Below are 16,983 nucleotides of genomic sequence, written 5' to 3' on the forward strand. Positions count from 1 at the left end.
TCCGCTGAAACGAGTTCTCGCCGCCTCGCCGCGCGCTCACTCGGGCCGTCCGCCGTCGCCGACCGCGGCGTTCGGCCCGGGCGAGCCGTCGGGGTCGGCCGCCTCGCCGGTGACGTCGAAGTCGCGGACGAGCGCCCCGAGCCGCTCCGCCTGCTCCGCCAGCGAGCCGGCCTCCGCGGTCGCCTCGTTCATCGCGGTCAGCTGCTCGTCGGCGGCCTCGGCGACCGCGTCCGCCTCGTCGGCGGTCGACTGACTGATGTCCGCGACCTCCTCGGCCATCGAGACGGTCTCCTCGGTGCTGGCCGCCTGATCGTCGGTGGCGCGGCTGATCTCGCGGATCCCCTCGTCGGTCTCCGCGGCGTTCTCCGACACCCGCGCGAACGCGCCGGCGGCGTCTTCGACGGCGTCGGCGCCGGCGGCGATGTTCTCCTCGGCGCTCCGGACCGCCGTCACCGTCCCCTCGGTCTGCGACTGCGTGGCGCCGATCAGCTCTTCGATCTCCGTGGCCGCGTCCTGGGTCTCCTCGGCCAGCTGTTTCACCTCGTCCGCGACGACCGCGAAGCCGTCGCTCCCGCCGCCGCCCCCGCCGGCCCGCGCGGCCTCGATGTTGGCGTTCAGGGCGAGCAGGTTCGTCTGCTCGGCGATGTCGCCGATGAGGTCGACGATCTCGCCGATGTCCTCCATCCGCTCGTCGAGCTGCTGGACGGTCCCCGCGGCGGCGTCGAGCGCCTCGCGGGACTCCTCGACGCGGTCGATCGCGGCCTCGGCGGTCTCCTCGCCCTCGTCGGCGATGTCGGCGGTCTGCTCGGCGACCTCGACGACGGTCTCGGTCGAGGAGGCCACCTCCTCGATCGTCGCGGAGAGGTCGTTCATCTCGTCGGACACCTGCCGGAGCATCTCGCGCTGCTCGTCGGCCCCCTCCGCGATCTCGCTTACCGACCGGCTGACGGCCTCGCTCCGGTCGCTCGCGGTCTCGACGCCGCGGACCGTGTTCTCGCTCGCGTCCGACACCTCCCGGGCGAACGACCGGACCTCGCTCATCGCCTCGTCGATGTCGTCCATCATCCCGTTGAACGCCGTGCCGATCTGCGCCATCGCCTCGCTCTCGCTTTCGGCGTCGAGCCGAACCGTCAGGTCGCCGTCGGCCGCGCGGTCCATCGCGGCGCTGTAGTGGTCCGCCTTCGTCTCGAGGTGGCTGTTCAGCCGCTCGACCTCCTCGCGGCGCTGTTCGACCTCCGCCTTCGCGGCCTCGACGTCCTGGATCTCCGACTGCTTCTGCTCCGCCAGTTCGAGCTGCTCGCGCGCCGCCTCGCGCGATTTCTCGATCGAGTACCAGTTGACCATCAGCGCGCCCGCCAGCGCGAGGACGAACACCGCGTGGATCCCGCCCCAGACGATCGGGTTCTCGATCGCCGCGGTGTGGTTGTAGACGAGGCTCGAATCGATCAGGCTGAACGCGCCGTGGCCGACCGCCACGTACACGACGCCGACGGCGAACGGGAGCCAGTCCTCGTACAGCGCGAGCACGCCGATGAACACGAAGAAGCTGAAGTGCGCCTCGATGTACCCGCCCGACAGCTTCACCATCGCCATCGAGACGGTCATGAGGCTGAACGCCGTGAGCACCGTCCGCTGACGGCGGCCGAGCCGCGGCCAACTCGCCAGCCCGGCGGTGGCGAGGATGACGGCGACGAACCCCCCGAGCATCCACAGCGGCGTCGCCGGGATCTGCGCGCCGGTGAACGACTCAGTCCCGTCGTAGAGCCCGAGGCCGATCAGGAACGGGACCTGAACCACGGTGGCGATCAGGATGTTCCGGTGCCGCGGCGCCCACATCTCGTCCGGCATCGAGGTGCCGTCCGGGATGTATCGGATCACGTCCCGCACGCTCGCCGCCAGCCCGCCCGATTCTCCCGATCGCGTCTCGGTCGCAGTCTCTGCCATACCCGGCGATTGTCGTATGATATAAAAACACGTCGTCTCCAACTATTACCGCTGATACCGTCGTTTAGCTCCCGTAGTGCGGGTAATAAATTGATCCCGGCCCCGCCGCGGAGCTATCGATACCCCGCTCGATTTGCTTCTTTCTCGACGAAAGCCGAATCGGTTCGGCGGCCGGGGAGGCGAACCCCTCGGGACCGCGGTCGCCGGACGGGTCGCGGGGTCGACCGCGCGGCCGACGGTTTTTATATCGGTCCGGTCCGCCGTACGGTCGTGACGCTCGATCCGATCCACGTCGAGAACATCGCGCAACTCGCGTACGGCATCGGCGGCGACGTGGACGCGACGGACCACGACGACCTCGCGGAGCGCGTGTGGCGCGAGTGGCTCCCCGACCTCCGCCGCGACGGCCGGGTCGTGATCGAGGCGCTCGGCGACCACGAGCGCCGACGGGCCGCGATCGACGACGTCGCGCTCGTCGACCGCCCGTTCGAGACGGTCCACGGCCTCGACTCCGGAACGATCAACCCCACGACGTTCAAGAACGGGCTCGTCGTCGACGTCGCGCACGCGGCGATGGCGAGTTCGCCGACGGATCTCGACCTCCACCGCGACCGCACCATCGTCGCCACGGTCCACGCCGGCGACTCGACCGCCGGCTTCGACAGCGAGTGGGCCCGCCGCGACGAGGGGCACACCCGCCAGCGCGTCCTCCACGTCCCGCGGGTGAACCGCTACGCGGAGCGCGTCGTCCACGCGCTCGCCCTCTACCTCGCGGAGGGGACTCACGCGCTCGACCACGCGGACCGCGTCGACGACCTGCTCGTCCTCGACGGACCGGTCTACCCCAAGGAGCTGTTCACGTGGGCCGACCGCGACCCCGAGCTCGGCGCGCTCGCCCGGGAGGCCAAGCCCCGCGCCGTCATCGAGAAGTACGTCCGCCTCGTCGAGCGGTTCGTCGAGCGCGACGTGCCGCTGGCCGGCTTCGTCAAAAATCCCGCGAGCGGCACCGCGGTCCGAGCGCTCTCTCGCGCCGGCGTGGAGTCGCCGTGGCCCGACGACACCGCGCTGTTCACCCGCCTGCTGGAGCGGCGGGAGCCGGACGGGGACGGCGCGGCACCGACCGGCGACCGAGACACCGGCGGCCCCGCCGACCGCGGCGCCCGCCTCGACGACGACCTCACGTTCACCACCTGGTTCCGGAGTCGCGGCGGCGCGGACGCGCCGATGGCCGCCGACGGCGACGCGCTCGGCGTCGAGCGCGAACTCGACCCGGCGCTGTACGAGCCGACGTTCACCGTCGTCTACGACCCGCGGACCGACGTGACGTACAAGCTGGAGGCGCCGTACGCGTTCACCCGCGACGAGGCGACCCGCGAGCGGCTCACCCGGCAGGTCGTCGCGGAGGTGGCGGCGACGCGCGGGCCGCCGGAGCCGGTCGCGAAGGCGGACGAGCTGGCGCGGATCTCGGCCACGGAGAAGGCCGCGCTCCGTCGGAAGTTCGAGGAGCGGCTCGGCAGCGACCAGCAGGCGACCTACGACGACCTGCGCTGGGGGAAGGAGCCGTACTGAGACGCGGTCGCTCTTCCATGAGCAGTCGACGGCGGAGTAGCGGTGGACGCCTCCGGCGCCCCGACCGCGAGGCGGCCTCGCAGGCACGCGCCGCCGCGGAGGTCAGACGGAGTCGACCGTCCGCAGAACGGTCGCGTCCGCTCTCAGATCGCCCCTGCCAGCAGCACCGCGAAGGTAACCGCGTTGTATATGCCGTGTATCAGTCCCGGGACCAGCACGTTGTCCGTCCACTCGTAGAGCGCGCCGAGGACCGACCCCAACACGACCACGACGCCGACGTACGCCCACCGCTCGACCGGCGTCCCGGAGACGGACGGGAGGTGGATCAGCCCGAACGCGAGGCTCGCGATGAGCACCGCGGGGAGGGCGTCGAACGCGCGCCGGACGCCGCCCTGAACGACGCCGCGGAACAGCAGCTCCTCGACCGGCCCGACCACCGCGAGCGACACCGCGATCATCGCGAGGTAGTACGGAACGGGGTCACCGGCGGGGACGACCGCCTGGTTCTGCCCGGTCGAGAGCCCGACCTGATCGAGCGCGAACAGGGCGCCGTACTGGAACGCGAAGAGGGCGATCCCCCCGCCGACGATGACCGCCGTCTCGCGGGCGGTCGGCCGCGAGAATCGGACGATCTCCCACTCGTCGGTGATCGCGAGGTACCCGGCGACCGCGAGCGCGAACCCGGCGAACTGGAGGAGCGTCCGGAGCAGCTGATACCCGGTCGACCCCTCGGACACCAGCCCGACGGAGGCGGCGAGGCTCGCCCCCGGCGCGGTGATCGCGCTCGCGACGAGGAACGCGAACACGATCGCGAACAGCGCGCTCGCGACGCGGAACACCCGCTCCCCGACCGCGGCCGTCAGGGGGTCTTCGCTCATCGTCGGGTGTACGGTTCGCGGGGCTTTAGACGCACCGGAAGGGGATCGGCGGCGTCGACTCTCGACCCGCCGGCCGCGGCCTCAGTCGATCCGTAGCTCGCGCTTCTCCTCGACCGCCTCGGCCTCCGCGAAGTCGCCACCGCCGAGCAGCCCCCGGGCCGCCTTCTTCCCCCACTCGACGGCCGGCTGCGTGAACGTCGACACGCTCGCGAGTTCGCCGTACAGCACGCAGGCCGCCTCCGTCCCGAACAGCAGCTCGCCCAGCGCGCGCTCGTCGACGCGGTCGATCTCGACGCGCACGTTGGGGACGCCGGCCGCCGCGAGGCTCGCCTCCGTCGCCTCGAACTCGGCGTCGAGCAGCCCGCCGAGCGACGAGCCGCCGAGGTACGCGAGCCCGTCGAGGTCTGTCTCGGGGATCGGCACGTCGGCGCGCTCCGTGGGTCGCACGAGCGTCACCAGCTTGTCCGGCGGCCCGGCGCGGTACAACTGGAGCTGGGAGTGCTGGTCGGTCGCGCCGAGCGCGCGGGCCGGGGTCTGCCCGAGTCCGTCCTTCCCGAGGCTCTCGGCCCAGAGCTGGGCGAACCACTCCGCGAACGTCTCCAGCGACTCCGCGTACGGCATCACGGCGTTGGTGAGCGCGCCCCGCTCCGCGAGCGCGTACGTCGCCGCGCCGTAGGCGTACGCGGGCGACTCGTACAGCGAGCCGGCCAGCGCGTCCATCCCGTCGCGGCCGCCCGCGAGGACGGCCTCGATGTCGTGACCCTGGAGCGCGGCGACCGCGAGTCCGACGGTCGACAGCGCCGAGAAGCGTCCGGGAACCCCGTCGGGAACCGGTAGCGAGGGGAGGTCGTGACGGTCGGACAGTTCGCGGAGGTTCCCCGACTCGCCCGTGGTGACGAGGGTCCGCTCGGTCCAGTCGACGCCCGCGTCGGCCATCGCCTCGCGGACGACGAGGAAGTTCGCGAGCGTCTCCGCGGTCGTCCCCGACTTCGAGACCACGTTGACGACGGTGTCGTCGAGCGGGAGGGACGCGAGCATGGACCGGGTGTCGTCCGGGTCGACGTTGTCGAGGAAGTACGCGTCGACGTCGCTGTCGAGGGCCGTCGCGAGCGTCGCCGCGCCGAGGGCGCTCCCGCCGATACCGACCGTCAGCACCGCCTCGGGGCGGTCGAACCCGTCGACCGCGGCGCGGATCTCGCTCGGGTCCGCGGTCTCGGGGAGGTTCAGGGCGGCGTACCCGAACTCGTCGTCGGCCATCCCGGCCGCGATCCGCTCGTGCGCGGCCGCGACGCGGTCGTCGAGTCTGTCCAGCGTTTCCGTCGTGAGCCCGGGGGTCGTCTCCAGGGCGTTGCCGAGGTCCACGCGCATACGTGTCTCACCGCGCGAGAGCGACTTAAAAACCGCCGACCGGGCTGAGCGCCGCCCCCGCAGCGAGGACGCGGCGACCGGAACGTTAGTCGGCCGCCGCGACCGGTTCCTCGCCGTCGTCGAGCGCCGGGCGACCGATCAGCCGGTCGACGGAGAGCGGGCCGGCGCCGAGCGCGAAGACGGCCGACGCGAGGCCGAACAGCGCCACGTGAGCGAGGACCGGGTCGTCCGGGAGCCCGAACAGCGTCGTCGTGAACAGGACGAACGAGAGCGCGGCCGCGCCCCGGGTGAAGAAGCCCGCGATCAGCGCGAGGCCCACGGCGACCTCGGTAACGCCGGCGCCGACGACCCACAGCCCCGGGTCGACGGGGACGACCGACGTGAGGTCGTACTTCTCGACGACCTGTAGCGCGCTCGCCGGATCGGCGAGCTTCTGGATCAGGCCGAGGTAGACGAACGAGACGCCCATGCCGACCCGGAGCACAGTGGGGACGTACCGCCTGAGCGGGGCGGTCGCCTCGTCGAGGAACGACTTCAGGTGGTGGACCGGGTCGATCCGGCCGTAGTACGACCCCGGCGTGCTGGCGACCTCGAGCAGCATGTCGTCGGCGCTCGGCCGACCGCCACCGAGGACGAGCAGCGCGAGGAGCACCGGGACGTACTCCACGGCGAGAACGACGAGCGGGTCGACGGCGACGAGCACCCACGCGTACGTCAGCAGGCCGGCCGCGGCGGTGATCCGCGTCGCGAGCCCGAAGAGGGTGAAGAAGCCGAGCCCGATGAAGAGGACGCGGAGCAGCGGGCTGGTCGCCGGTTCGAACGAGAGCGTCGGTGCGAACAGGTACCCTTGGAAGCCGGCGCCGACGAGGGGGAGCCCGACGGCGAGCCGCAGCATCCACGGGACGAGGTCGCCGTAGCCGGCGAGCTTCTCGCGGAGGACGACGACGTCGACGACGGTCGGGCGCACCCAGAGGTACGCGCCGATTCCGGCGGTCGCGAGGAGCCCGGAGCCCGCGAATAGTGCCGCGTTGAACGGGTCCGACAGCACTTCCGCGATGAACGCCATCGCGTCGAGCGGGTCGCCCGAGTCCTCGGTGACGTAGTCGACGTGGGCCGCGGCCGGCCGAGCGACGAGCGTCGCGAACAGGGCGAACGCTGCGACGGCAACCGATCGGAGACGAACGGACATACCCCGCGTACGAGCCGAACGCACCTAACGGTATTTCTTCACGAACGTTCGAATCCGACCCTGTAGGTCGTTTCTGCGCCGCTTCGAGCCGCTCGATAGCCGCGTCAGGGGGCCGCCGCCTACGGCGCTCGCGCGACGAGCGCGAACGTCTCGGTCCGCGTCTCCGCACGCTCTACGTCGAACCCGGCCTCGGCGAGCGCGTCGCGCGCGTCGCTCACGGGGTAGCGCTCGTCGACCGGGGGCCCGTGGTCGCCGCCGCCGTCGGCCGACCAGTCGAACACGACGAGCCGTCCGTCCGAGCGGATGACGCGGGCGACCTCGTCGATCGCTTCCGGGCTCGCGAACTCGTGGTACGTCATCGTCGAGAACGCGCCGTCGATCTCGCCGTCCGCGAACGGGAGGTCTGCGACGTCGCTCGCGACGAGGTCGACGTTGTCTGGAGCGCCCTTCTCGCGGTAGTACTCGTGCATCTCGGACTGGACATCGACGCCGTAGACCGTCTCGGCGTGCTCGGCGACGTCGTCGGTGTAAAAACCGGTGCCGCTACCGAGGTCGGCGACGACCTCGACGCCGCCCTCGATCAGCGGACCGACCAGCTCCTCCGCGGACACCCAGCGGTAGCGGTCGGGTCGATCTAGCCGCTCCGCCCGGTCGGCGTCGAACGTGTGAAATCCCATGCGCGGTCTTGTACGGCGAGTGCTTTAACGCGTCCGGTCGCCCGGTGTCCGAGCACGGGTCCGCGCGGCGGCGTCTCCGATCGCGGCTCACCACTCCGCGTCGAGCGCGTCGATCAGCCGGTCGATCTCGGCCTCCGTCGAGACCGCGTGAACCGACGCTCTGACCCCGTCGGGGTGCGGCAGCGACCGGACGACGATGTCGTCGTCGGCCAGTCGCTCGACGGTCGCCTCCGGATCGTCGACGTCGATCGTGACGAGTCCCGACTCGTAGGACCGCGGGCTGAGGAGTCGGTCGTCGGGAACGCCGGCTTTGAGGCGATCGGTGAGCGACTCGATCCGCGACTCGATCGCGTCCAGGCCGACCGCGTCGATCGCGTCGAGCGCCTCGGCGAGGCCGACGTGCGCCGCGGCGGTGGTCGTCCCGACCTCGAGGCGTCCCGCCGCCGGCTTGAACTCGATCGCCTCGCCGGTCGGGTCCTCGACGCTCCGGTAGCCGACCGCGCGCGGCGCGAGGTCGGCCGCGGCGTCGCGGTCGACGTAGAGGAAGCCGGCGCCCCACGGGCCGAGCGTCCACTTGTGGCCGGCTGCGGCGACCGCGTCGGCGCCCCACTCGTGTACGTCCATCGGGACCTGACCGGGCGACTGGACCGCGTCGACGAGGGTGAACGCGCCCGCGTCGTTCGCGACCTCGACGAGGTCGGCGACCGGAAGGCGAGTGCCGTGGGTCCACGTGATCGCGCTGAAGCAGACGAGGCGGGCGTCCGCGACGGCCTCGGCGTACTCCTCGCGGTCGACGCGGCCGTCCTCGGTCTCCAGGACGCGCACCTCTATCCCCTCGCGTTCGAGCCGCTGCCACGGGAGGACCCCGGCCGGGTGTTCGAGGTCGGTTCGGACGACGACGTCGCCCGGTTCCCAGTCGATAGCGCCCGCCACGCGGGTGATCCCGTCGGTGGTGCTCTCCGTGAGCGCGACTTCCTCCGGGGCGGCGCCGACGAACGCCGCGATCCGCTCGCGCACCCGCTCGTACGTCTCGAACGCGTGTTCGTACGGGTCGGTCGCCGCGGAGCCGTACTCGTGCTCCTCGATGAACGAGGCGGCCGCCTCGACGACGTACTCCGGGCTCGGTCCGTGCGCGCCGAAGTTGAAGTACGCCGCGTCGCCGAGGGCCGGGACGTCCGCGCGGAGCTCTCTCGGGGTCATACCGTCGTCGTCGAGTTGGATCGTTCTCATGGTGTCGGTTTCGGCCACTCGGGCCGCGACTGGCCGATCGGTGACCGCGTTCGGGTGATTCCGTGTGCGATGCCCGAAGGTACGCTCAGGCGGTGTGCTCGCCGATCGCGTCGGCAAGCGCCCGCTCGCTCTGCGCCCCGACCATGCGCTCTGCGAGCTCGCCGTCCGAGAACACGAGCAGGGTCGGGATGCCCTGAACGCCGTACTCGCCGGCCAGCGCCTGGTGGACGTCGACGTCGACCTTCAACACCGTCGCGTCGGTGTCTTCCGCGACCGCCTCGACGGCGGGCTCCATCATCTGACACGGGCCGCACCAGTCGGCGTAGAAGTCGACGAGGACGACGCCGTCGGCGACGTGTTCGTCGAACGCGTCGGCGTCGGTCAGCTGGATCGGCTCTCCGGGTGCGGCTTCTGTCGAACTCATACCTACGCCTACGCGCCGCGTGGTGATAATGGTTTTGGATAGTATTCACAATACTATGGCAAGAAAAGCGCGTACCGGCCGTCCGGCAGCGTCGCGATACGAGCCGGTGCGGTGGCTATCCGCGTTCGAAAATCCCGTCGGATCGAGCGAGCGAACCCCGGACCTGACGGTGTCGGAGCGGAGAGAGATCGCAAGGAGACAGTCGGCGGCGACGCGGTGCGGCGCGGGTACTTCGACTACTGAATGTGGCCTTCGCGGCGGAGCTGGTCGGCGTCCTCGTCCTCGTACCGCCACTCGACGTTCGCCTTCTCGTCCTGCCAGTCCCACGGCTCGGCGAGGACCACGTCGCCCTCGCTGATCCACGTTCGGTACTTCATGCGGCCGGGGATCCGGCCGAGCCGCTCCTCGCCGTCGGCGCAGCGCAGCTGAACGTGGTTGCCGCCGAGGTGTTCCGTCACCACGGCGAACACTTCGTCGTCGTTGGGCATTCGGAGGTTCTTCCGCCCGGATTCTTCGCTCATACCTTCCGTTGTACGCTCGCCCGTATAAGTGATTGGAGATGGGTGTGTGCGCCCGCCACGCGACTCGTTCGCACGACTGCGACGGTCATGCGTCGACCCGTGGCCGCCTCACTCCGCGTCGGTGAGCGCCGCCGATCGGCCGTCGGAATCGACCGTCGCGTCCTCGGCCGACACGTCCGTTCCGAACGCGGCGTCGACCTGCGCGAACGCCTCCGCCTGCGTGCCGGAGTTGTCGACGACGACGTGGTCGGCCGCCACCTCGTCGAACAGTTCCTTGAAACGGAGGTGGATCTCGAAGTCGGCGTCGCTGATCCCGTCGCGGCGCTCGATCCGGCGCTCGACGACCTCCTCGTCGCAGGCGACCTCGACGAGGTCGAACGCGACTCCGGCCTCGGCCGCCGTCTCGCGGGCCTGCGTCCGGAACCGTGCGTCCGCGAACGTCGCGTCGAGGACGACGGCGCCGCCGGCCTCCACGTCTTCGCGGGCGCGAGAGAGGAGCTCGGCGTAGACGGCCTCGGTCTCCGCGTCGGTGTACTCGGGGTCGGGAAACAGTTCCTTGCGAATCACGTCGGTCCGCCGGATCCGACCGTCGACGTGGGCCGCGACTCGCTCGGCGACGGTCGTCTTGCCGACGCCCGGAAGCCCACAGACGACGATCAGCCGTCCGGTCGACGCCCCGTCGTCGGCCGCGTCGGCGGGCGAGGCGGACGGCGTTGGAGAGCGGGAATCCGCCGTTTCACCGTTCGAAGCCGGCGATTCGGTCCGATCCGGCGCTCGACCGCCTCGGTCACTCATCTACCCGAATCCACCCAGGAGAGGTAAAAGAAAGTTCGCATCTGAAGGTCGCCGTGGGCGACTCTCACGCTTCACCCCCGGCCTGCCACGCGCGGCGCACTTCGAGCGCGCGACGCGCGGTCTCGGTGAGTCGGTACTCGTTGGTGCGCCTGTCGCGTGCCCGCTTGGCGACGAGGTCGCGCTCGACGAGCCTGTCGAGGTTCTGGTAGAGGCGGCTGTGGTTGATCGCCTCGCCGTAGTAGTCGGCGAGGTCCGCCTTCAGGGCCGTCCCCTTGCGGGCGTTCTCGTGGGAGAGCGCCCAGAGCAGGTCGCGCCGGAACGCGGTGAGGTCGGCGAGCGCATTGCGGTCAGGCGCGCACTCCGCGCTCATGCGTCGTCCTCCGCGCAGTCGTGGTAGACGGGCACGCCGCGTGCGGCGTCGTAGCCGTCAGCCGGCGCTGGACAGCGTGCGCAGTCGGTGGGTTCGCTCGATTCTCCGGTCGTCACGCAGGGCTTAAGCCCCGCAGTTGCCATCGTTGGCATGGTTCTGTGTCACGGCACAGAACCCGACCCGGCCGGGTGCTCCAACACCGCGGCCGGGATTCCTACATTTTGTCACTCGCCGAGGGCTCGTCACTTGGGTTCTGTGGCTACATATGAATTCTCTCGTTACTTGAATGTACGGAAAGTGATTAAAAACACTATACGGTCTTATATTAAATATGGGTGCGCCAGTGTATTATATGAGATATGCGGGAGAGTGGATGTCTGCTGCTGACGATCGGATTTTGGAGTATCTCTCTGAACACGAATCTGGTTCTCCAACGAAAATGAAGAGGGAGGGACCGATTCGATATTCACGTGTTCAGGTCCACCGACGATGTAAGAAGCTAGCTGAAGAGGGTCTCGTCAAAGATCTCGGAAACGGTGTCTACATGATCACTGACGACGGTGAGGCGTATCTCGACGGCCGACTCGACACCGAGAATTGGACCTACATTGATGACGACAATGATGCCGTCGAGGCACAGAACCCGACGGACAGTGAGGCCTCGAACGGGGACGCCACCCGAATGTGAGTTATAGATCTATACAAGGGTCAGCGTTTATTTTCGAGGAACTCCCACTCTAGCGTATTAGTATCAACTCGAAGTACACCGACGTTCGTTGTTTCATCAATCGCTCTAACATCGATCTGATCCCGGACGTGCGACTCCACGGAGAGCTCTTCGAGCCGCCACTCCTGCGAATCCAACGCCGGCGGAATATCGTCTCCAGACACGACATTCACCGATCGAAGTGTCCCGTACCGTTCCGGTGTGACATCCACTTCGATCGGGAGCTCAACGAGGTCACCGCTCATACGTCGACTTCAGCGCCCCACGATATGAAATTTGCTCAGGAAGATCCGGCTCCGTGACGAGCGTCACCCGGACGAGTCGTCTCCCTAACGATTTTCCCAGTACCAACGATTAAATACAGTTGAGCGGCACTTTCCGATAGATGAGTCAGCAGGACCTGACCTACGTCGATCTGTTCGCGGGAGCGGGCGGACTCTCCGTCGGCCTCGAACGCGCCGGCTTCGAGCTCGTCCACGCGGTCGAGGTCGACGACGACGCCCGCGCCTCGTTCGCGAACAATCGCGAGGGTCTGGAGCCGGCGGAGCTGACGCAGGACATCCGTGAGGTCGACAACCAAGATGTCACCGAGGTCGTCGGCCGCGACACCGTCGACCTCGTCGCCGGCGGCCCGCCTTGTCAGGGATTCTCCGAAGTCGTCAGCCCCGACGGGAGCGACGACCGAAACCACCTCTTCGTGAACTTCATCTCGTGGGTGAACGAGCTCGACCCGAAGGCGGCGCTGTTCGAGAACGTTCGCGGGATGCAAAACACCGCCGACGGGAAGTTTCTCGACGCCGTCGAGGAGTCGTTCGGCGAGATGGGCTACGACGTCAGCTACCGCGTCGTAAAGGCGTCCGACTTCGGCGTCCCGCAGCAGCGTCACCGCCTGCTGGTGCTCGCGACGAAGCGCTCGACGACCGAGTTCCCCTTCGACGGCTTCGAGTTAGACCCGATCGAGACCCCCGGCGTGATCGCCGGAATCGGCGACCTCCCCGAAGTCGGTCCCGGCGAGGAGAAGACCGAGTACGACGTCGAGCCGACGACGGTCATTCAGGATGACCTCCGCGGCGACAACACCGATCTCACCCACCACCAAGCCGCGAACCACACCGAGGACATGGTGGAGATGATTTCGCACATCTCTGACGGTGGAAACCGAACCGAGATCCCGGACGAGCTCCAGCCGTCCTCGGGCTACCACAACTCCTACTCTCGACTCGACTCGCGGGAGCCGGCCGTCGCGATCACCTCGAACATGTCGAAGCCCTCTAGCGCCCGGTGTATCCATCCGTTCCAGCATCGCGGGCTCACGCCGCGCGAGGGGGCGCGCTTACAGACGTTCCCCGACTGGTACCGCTTCGATGGCGGCCTCGTCTCGGTCCGGAAACAGATCGGGAACGCGGTGCCGCCGTACCTCGCGGAGTCCGTCGGCTACTACCTCAAGCAGAGCGTCTACAGCCAGACGCTGACCGACGAGGAGCGAGAGCGCATCTACAAGCTCCGCTGTGGTGGGATGGACCTCGCCGAGTTCGAGGAGGAGAAGTCGGATATCGGCGGCCACGCGCAGCAGGTCACGCTTGACTTCGCTGACTAATAGGAGTCGAATAGTTTTCTGGCAGATTCCAAAAACAACCTCGGAAGCGCCATCGGAATCAGTCCCAGTAGGGAACGTCTAGCGTGAATTTTCCTCTACTTAGTTTCTCGTTTTCCAATGCCAACTTTTCTAAGCGTGTCTGTTGACCGGACAGTATACGCAGATGAGTAAATGGAGCGACGATCGTGCCGACCACGACGATGAAGCGATAGAGATGTTTTTACAGAGCCATTTCCCGGCCACCTATTTCGGGAATCAATCGGATCTGTCGGCATCCGACGGCTTTGGCGATGGGATCTCAGACGCTGAGCGCAATGTGATTGATGCGCTCGTTTCTGAGGCGGGGACGCAGTTCGCATCTTCGAAAGGGACGCTAGGGCTCGCGATCGACTTTGTTGTCCTCGCCGAAGAACTGGCAAAGTACGACGACTGGCTGGCCGGTTTCAACTCTGACATCACTGTCGACGACATCCTCGACCGCTACGAGAGCACGGCGAAGTCGTCGCTGACACTGAAACGCGGTGACACTCGGGAAGGGATCCGAGCGTTCCACAACGAGCTGATCGAACTGTTCCGGGAGGACCTGAACCGAACCAATTTCCCGAGCTCACCGGGCCACCACACCGGCGAGTGGGAGCGGTACGACGACATGCTCGAACTCGCGTTCCGGCTCTCTCGCGACGGTCGCTTCGTCGCCGCGCAGGAACTCTTCGACCTCGGCCTAGAGCGGTTGGAATCGAGCGAGTACGAACGGCGTGACCCGCCGTTCGAAGAGCCCTTCCTGAAGGTACTCCGAGACTACACACGCAAGGCCCCAAATGAACAGGGCGGATCGGCGTACCAGGCACTCTGTTACGGGTACGTCAAAGCGGAGTGGCCGCACTTGTCTCTCCGCGCGAGTAAGGTCCGAACCGGCTCCTCGCGTCAACAGCGGTACGGCGACATTGACGGGTACCACGGTCCCGACCTCATGATCTCGGTTGAGGTCAAAGGCCGCGTTATCGATGAATCGAACGTCAGTGCCGAACTCGGCACGATGATGAAGGTCGCACAGAACACGACCGCCATCGCCATCGCGATCTGTACAGAGGTGAGTCCGGAAGCCCGCGAAACGCTCGAAGAAGCAGATGTCCGGGTTCTGGATGACGAGGACATCAGCCGACAGCTTCGATTCTGGGACTACCACAAGCAGAACCGGGCGCTTCACGGGATGGTTCACTTCTTCGCCAACATCGAGGAGAATCCAGACGGCGTTCAGCGACTCTTACGGTTCGTTGCGAGCATCGACCCGGACAACCGCGTCCTCGACCATCTCGCTGACTCGGACGTACAGATGGGGCTCGACGAAACATGAAGCGGCCAGAGGTCCGAGAGCGCTTCGTCAACCGCGACGCGGAACTCCCCTATGGACTCGAAGTCTCGCAGGTCGTAAGCGCGATCGAGAGCTTCTACGAGTACTGGCACGAGGTGAATGAGTGGCACCTCGAACAAGGGTACGGACGGTTCCACGAGCAGTTCCGAGCGAACAACGCGATTGGTGGCTTCGTCAGTCACCGACTAACCACTCGTTTTGCGGAAGAGTCTCCGGACTTCGTCCTCAACCGTCTCGACGACGGATACCCGGACTTGCTCTACGATGGGACCGATCACGAATGGCCGGACAATTACGCAGTCAAGGATTCCGACAACGGTCCGGGCTTGGAAGTCAAAGCGTCGAAGGGGAACACGTTCTACGCACACCACAATGTCGAGGGGTGGCTCCTCGGAATCCACTATCGGATAAACGCGCGGAGCAAGTCCACCACGGACGACGCCCCCGCCCCGAACGAGACGCCGCCTATCGATGTCACACAGGTCCTGTGCGCGAGCATGGACCACGAGGACTGGGAGTACCGCGACGCCGAGGGCTCGAACCGGACGAACACCAGCGAGCTAAAGGCGAAAGTCGGGCTTCACGAGATGCGGAAGAACCCGATCATCGAGATGGAGTCTGCGATTACCGGAGTGGGAGATCTCCTTCGAGAGTACAAACAGGCCCACGCTGAGTTCGACCCAGACTACTCGGTATAACCGAGTGGAAAAGCTCAGAGCGCAGCAGTACGCGCTGTTAAAAGACGGATATCCTGCGGGCGATGCTACCAAAATTGCGAGGAATCAAAAGTGGGTTGGGGCGGATTTGAACCTCAGTCACTCCGCTCGCTAGCGCTCGCTCCGTTCTCTGCTTCAAATCCGCGGCACCATTTTGTCGACACGGACCGCTCGCTGTCGCTCGCGGTTGCGGTGTCGACAAAAATGGGTTGGGGCGGATTTGAACCGCCGGCCTCCTCCATGTCAAGGAGGTGTCATAACCGGACTAGACTACCAACCCGCAGGGGCTTACTGACGCGTCTCGTCGTACCCGGGGGACGTAATTGAACCTTTCGTTTCGGGGATCCGGACGGGGTGAGTCACTACCCGCCGATCGGGCGACGGCGGGCCCCCGAAGCCGACGGCGCGCGAGGCTTTCGACCGTTTTTACCCGCTCGCCGATAGTCCGTTCGTATGGTCGAAACTGCCGCCCGCACCGACAGGCTCGACGCGTACCTCGACGAGCGCGGGCTCGAGGCGGTCTGGTTCGCTCGCCCCAACGGCTTCGCGTGGCTCACCGGCGGCGACAACGTCGTCGACGCCGACGCGCCGACCGGCGTCGCGGCCGCCGGCTACGACGGCGACCTCCGCGTCATCACCGACAACATCGAGGCGGACCGGCTCGCCGCGGAGGAGCTCCCGGACGCGTTCGCGGTCGAGTCGGTCCCGTGGTACGCCGACTCGCTCGCCGAGGCGGTCGCCGAGCGCTCGCCCGCCCCCGCGGCCGCGGACTTCGACGTGCCCGGCTTCGAGGCCGTCGACGGCAGCCGCCTCCGACAGCCGCTCACCGACGACGACGTCGAGCGCTACCGCGAGCTGGGCCGCGAGGTCGCGGCCGCCGTCGAGACCGTCTGTCGGAACCTCGAACCCGAGGACCCCGAGTACGAGGTCGCGGCCGGCATCGACATCTCGCTCGCCTCCCGCGACGTGGACACGCCGGTCGTGCTCGTCGGCGGCGCGGACCGGGCGCAGGCGTTCCGTCACTACACGCCGACTGACGCCGCCCTCGGCGACTACGCGCTCGTGTCGGTCACCGCCGAGCGCGCGGGGCTGTACGCCTCGATGACGCGCACCGTCGCCTTCGACGCCCCCGACTGGTTCGAGGAGCGCCACCGCGCCGCGGCGCGCGTCGAGGCGACCGCGGTCCGCGCCACCGAGGCCGCCGCGGCCGGAGCGCTCTCGCGGGACGGCGGTACCGAGGACGCCGCCCCCGACACCGCCGGCGACGTCTTCGAGGCCATCCAAGCGGCGTACGACGCGGTCGGCTTCGCGGACGAGTGGGAGAACCACCACCAGGGCGGCGCCGCCGGATTCGCCGGCCGGGAGTGGTTCGCGACCCCGGACGGCGACGAGGCGGTCCGGCGGCCGATGGGCTACGCGTGGAATCCGACGGTTCAGGGCACGAAAAGCGAAGACACCCACCTCGTCACGTCCGATCTGACCGAACGGCTCACGAAGACCGGTCGGTGGCCGACTCACGAGGTCGAACCGGTCGATGTCGCGGGGATCGAGGCCGAGCCCGTCGAGCTGGCGGCGCCGGTAATCCGGTAACGGGACGGACTCGGCG

Annotated in this window: 17 protein-coding genes and 1 tRNA gene; 6 read left to right on the top strand and 12 right to left on the bottom strand. The window is 67.8% G+C overall.

Annotated features, from left to right (window positions below; translation table 11 throughout):
* Window positions 1-36 precede the first annotated feature (36 nt).
* Window positions 37-1,944, bottom strand: a complete 1,908-nt coding sequence (locus EXE45_RS04030) for a methyl-accepting chemotaxis protein (RefSeq protein ID WP_092920338.1) — start codon at window positions 1,942-1,944, stop codon at window positions 37-39.
* A gap of 270 nt (window positions 1,945-2,214) precedes the next feature.
* Between EXE45_RS04030 and EXE45_RS04035 the strand changes: the two genes are divergently transcribed.
* Complete coding sequence (locus tag EXE45_RS04035; protein ID WP_092920339.1) at window positions 2,215-3,513, top strand: DNA double-strand break repair nuclease NurA; 1,299 nt, start codon at window positions 2,215-2,217, stop codon at window positions 3,511-3,513.
* 143 nt (window positions 3,514-3,656) lie between these two features.
* Here the strand turns inward: EXE45_RS04035 and EXE45_RS04040 are convergent, their stop codons facing one another.
* The 9 genes from EXE45_RS04040 to EXE45_RS04080 all read right to left on the bottom strand — a co-directional run bounded on the left by EXE45_RS04040 (window position 3,657) and on the right by EXE45_RS04080 (window position 10,965).
* Window positions 3,657-4,391, bottom strand: coding sequence for a CPBP family intramembrane glutamic endopeptidase (locus tag EXE45_RS04040; RefSeq protein WP_137693608.1), 735 nt, complete (start codon window positions 4,389-4,391; stop codon window positions 3,657-3,659).
* A gap of 81 nt (window positions 4,392-4,472) precedes the next feature.
* Window positions 4,473-5,759, bottom strand: a complete 1,287-nt coding sequence (locus EXE45_RS04045) for a glucose-6-phosphate isomerase (protein WP_137693609.1) — start codon at window positions 5,757-5,759, stop codon at window positions 4,473-4,475.
* Between the two features lie 85 nt (window positions 5,760-5,844).
* Window positions 5,845-6,948, bottom strand: coding sequence for a DoxX family protein (locus EXE45_RS04050; RefSeq protein WP_137693610.1), 1,104 nt, complete (start codon window positions 6,946-6,948; stop codon window positions 5,845-5,847).
* 119 nt (window positions 6,949-7,067) lie between these two features.
* Window positions 7,068-7,625: a class I SAM-dependent methyltransferase gene (locus EXE45_RS04055; RefSeq protein ID WP_092920343.1), complete on the bottom strand. Its 558-nt coding sequence runs from the start codon at window positions 7,623-7,625 to the stop codon at window positions 7,068-7,070.
* An 87-nt stretch (window positions 7,626-7,712) separates the two neighbouring features.
* Complete coding sequence (locus tag EXE45_RS04060; protein WP_137693611.1) at window positions 7,713-8,855, bottom strand: aminotransferase class V-fold PLP-dependent enzyme; 1,143 nt, start codon at window positions 8,853-8,855, stop codon at window positions 7,713-7,715.
* 85 nt (window positions 8,856-8,940) lie between these two features.
* On the bottom strand, window positions 8,941-9,279 hold the full coding sequence (gene trxA / locus EXE45_RS04065; RefSeq protein WP_092920344.1) for a thioredoxin: 339 nt from the start codon (window positions 9,277-9,279) through the stop codon (window positions 8,941-8,943).
* A 236-nt stretch (window positions 9,280-9,515) separates the two neighbouring features.
* Complete coding sequence (locus tag EXE45_RS04070) at window positions 9,516-9,800, bottom strand: translation initiation factor eIF-1A (RefSeq protein WP_004595341.1); 285 nt, start codon at window positions 9,798-9,800, stop codon at window positions 9,516-9,518.
* Between the two features lie 108 nt (window positions 9,801-9,908).
* Entirely contained in the window at window positions 9,909-10,595 is a 687-nt protein-coding gene (locus tag EXE45_RS04075; protein WP_092920345.1) for an AAA family ATPase, read from the bottom strand.
* 64 nt (window positions 10,596-10,659) lie between these two features.
* The gene (locus EXE45_RS04080) at window positions 10,660-10,965 is read right to left on the bottom strand and encodes a helix-turn-helix transcriptional regulator (RefSeq protein WP_137693612.1); all 306 of its coding nucleotides are present in this window, start codon (window positions 10,963-10,965) and stop codon (window positions 10,660-10,662) included.
* 352 nt (window positions 10,966-11,317) lie between these two features.
* Here EXE45_RS04080 and EXE45_RS04085 point away from each other — a divergent pair, with 352 nt between their 5' ends.
* The gene (locus EXE45_RS04085; protein ID WP_092920347.1) at window positions 11,318-11,653 is read left to right on the top strand and encodes a winged helix-turn-helix domain-containing protein; all 336 of its coding nucleotides are present in this window, start codon (window positions 11,318-11,320) and stop codon (window positions 11,651-11,653) included.
* Between the two features lie 20 nt (window positions 11,654-11,673).
* Here EXE45_RS04085 and EXE45_RS04090 read toward each other — a convergent pair whose 3' ends face one another.
* Entirely contained in the window at window positions 11,674-11,937 is a 264-nt protein-coding gene (locus EXE45_RS04090; protein ID WP_137693613.1) for a hypothetical protein, read from the bottom strand.
* Between the two features lie 140 nt (window positions 11,938-12,077).
* Here EXE45_RS04090 and EXE45_RS04095 point away from each other — a divergent pair, with 140 nt between their 5' ends.
* From EXE45_RS04095 to EXE45_RS04105, 3 genes are all read left to right on the top strand, one after another.
* Window positions 12,078-13,289, top strand: coding sequence for a DNA cytosine methyltransferase (locus EXE45_RS04095; RefSeq protein WP_137693614.1), 1,212 nt, complete (start codon window positions 12,078-12,080; stop codon window positions 13,287-13,289).
* A 163-nt stretch (window positions 13,290-13,452) separates the two neighbouring features.
* Window positions 13,453-14,643, top strand: coding sequence for a hypothetical protein (locus EXE45_RS04100; RefSeq protein WP_137693615.1), 1,191 nt, complete (start codon window positions 13,453-13,455; stop codon window positions 14,641-14,643).
* The gene (locus EXE45_RS04105) at window positions 14,640-15,359 is read left to right on the top strand and encodes a hypothetical protein (protein ID WP_137693616.1); all 720 of its coding nucleotides are present in this window, start codon (window positions 14,640-14,642) and stop codon (window positions 15,357-15,359) included. The genes EXE45_RS04100 and EXE45_RS04105 overlap by 4 nt, the downstream gene beginning before the upstream one ends.
* Before the next feature lie 223 nt (window positions 15,360-15,582).
* Here EXE45_RS04105 and EXE45_RS04110 read toward each other — a convergent pair.
* A tRNA-Val gene (locus EXE45_RS04110) sits at window positions 15,583-15,657 on the bottom strand.
* A 173-nt stretch (window positions 15,658-15,830) separates the two neighbouring features.
* On the opposite strand from EXE45_RS04110, the gene EXE45_RS04115 reads away from it, so the two are divergent.
* The gene (locus tag EXE45_RS04115) at window positions 15,831-16,967 is read left to right on the top strand and encodes a Xaa-Pro peptidase family protein (RefSeq protein ID WP_137693617.1); all 1,137 of its coding nucleotides are present in this window, start codon (window positions 15,831-15,833) and stop codon (window positions 16,965-16,967) included.
* Window positions 16,968-16,983 lie beyond the last annotated feature (16 nt).

It is taken from the genome of Halorubrum sp. SP9 (genome assembly GCF_005435015.1).
GTDB lineage: Archaea > Halobacteriota > Halobacteria > Halobacteriales > Haloferacaceae > Halorubrum > Halorubrum sodomense.

What these genes read in the sequence shown, in the direction of transcription:
- EXE45_RS04045 (WP_137693609.1), bottom strand. Translation starts at nt 5,759, where the DNA reads ATGCGCGTGGACCTCGGCAACGCCCTGGAGACGACCCCCGGGCTCACG.
- EXE45_RS04105 (WP_137693616.1), top strand. Translation starts at nt 14,640, where the DNA reads ATGAAGCGGCCAGAGGTCCGAGAGCGCTTCGTCAACCGCGACGCGGAA.
- EXE45_RS04115 (WP_137693617.1), top strand. Translation starts at nt 15,831, where the DNA reads ATGGTCGAAACTGCCGCCCGCACCGACAGGCTCGACGCGTACCTCGAC.
- EXE45_RS04060 (WP_137693611.1), bottom strand. Translation starts at nt 8,855, where the DNA reads ATGAGAACGATCCAACTCGACGACGACGGTATGACCCCGAGAGAGCTC.
- EXE45_RS04095 (WP_137693614.1), top strand. Translation starts at nt 12,078, where the DNA reads ATGAGTCAGCAGGACCTGACCTACGTCGATCTGTTCGCGGGAGCGGGC.
- EXE45_RS04070 (WP_004595341.1), bottom strand. Translation starts at nt 9,800, where the DNA reads ATGAGCGAAGAATCCGGGCGGAAGAACCTCCGAATGCCCAACGACGAC.
- EXE45_RS04085 (WP_092920347.1), top strand. Translation starts at nt 11,318, where the DNA reads ATGAGATATGCGGGAGAGTGGATGTCTGCTGCTGACGATCGGATTTTG.
- EXE45_RS04090 (WP_137693613.1), bottom strand. Translation starts at nt 11,937, where the DNA reads ATGAGCGGTGACCTCGTTGAGCTCCCGATCGAAGTGGATGTCACACCG.
- EXE45_RS04075 (WP_092920345.1), bottom strand. Translation starts at nt 10,595, where the DNA reads ATGAGTGACCGAGGCGGTCGAGCGCCGGATCGGACCGAATCGCCGGCT.
- EXE45_RS04055 (WP_092920343.1), bottom strand. Translation starts at nt 7,625, where the DNA reads ATGGGATTTCACACGTTCGACGCCGACCGGGCGGAGCGGCTAGATCGA.
- EXE45_RS04040 (WP_137693608.1), bottom strand. Translation starts at nt 4,391, where the DNA reads ATGAGCGAAGACCCCCTGACGGCCGCGGTCGGGGAGCGGGTGTTCCGC.
- trxA (WP_092920344.1), bottom strand. Translation starts at nt 9,279, where the DNA reads ATGAGTTCGACAGAAGCCGCACCCGGAGAGCCGATCCAGCTGACCGAC.
- EXE45_RS04030 (WP_092920338.1), bottom strand. Translation starts at nt 1,944, where the DNA reads ATGGCAGAGACTGCGACCGAGACGCGATCGGGAGAATCGGGCGGGCTG.
- EXE45_RS04080 (WP_137693612.1), bottom strand. Translation starts at nt 10,965, where the DNA reads ATGAGCGCGGAGTGCGCGCCTGACCGCAATGCGCTCGCCGACCTCACC.
- EXE45_RS04050 (WP_137693610.1), bottom strand. Translation starts at nt 6,948, where the DNA reads ATGTCCGTTCGTCTCCGATCGGTTGCCGTCGCAGCGTTCGCCCTGTTC.
- EXE45_RS04100 (WP_137693615.1), top strand. Translation starts at nt 13,453, where the DNA reads ATGAGTAAATGGAGCGACGATCGTGCCGACCACGACGATGAAGCGATA.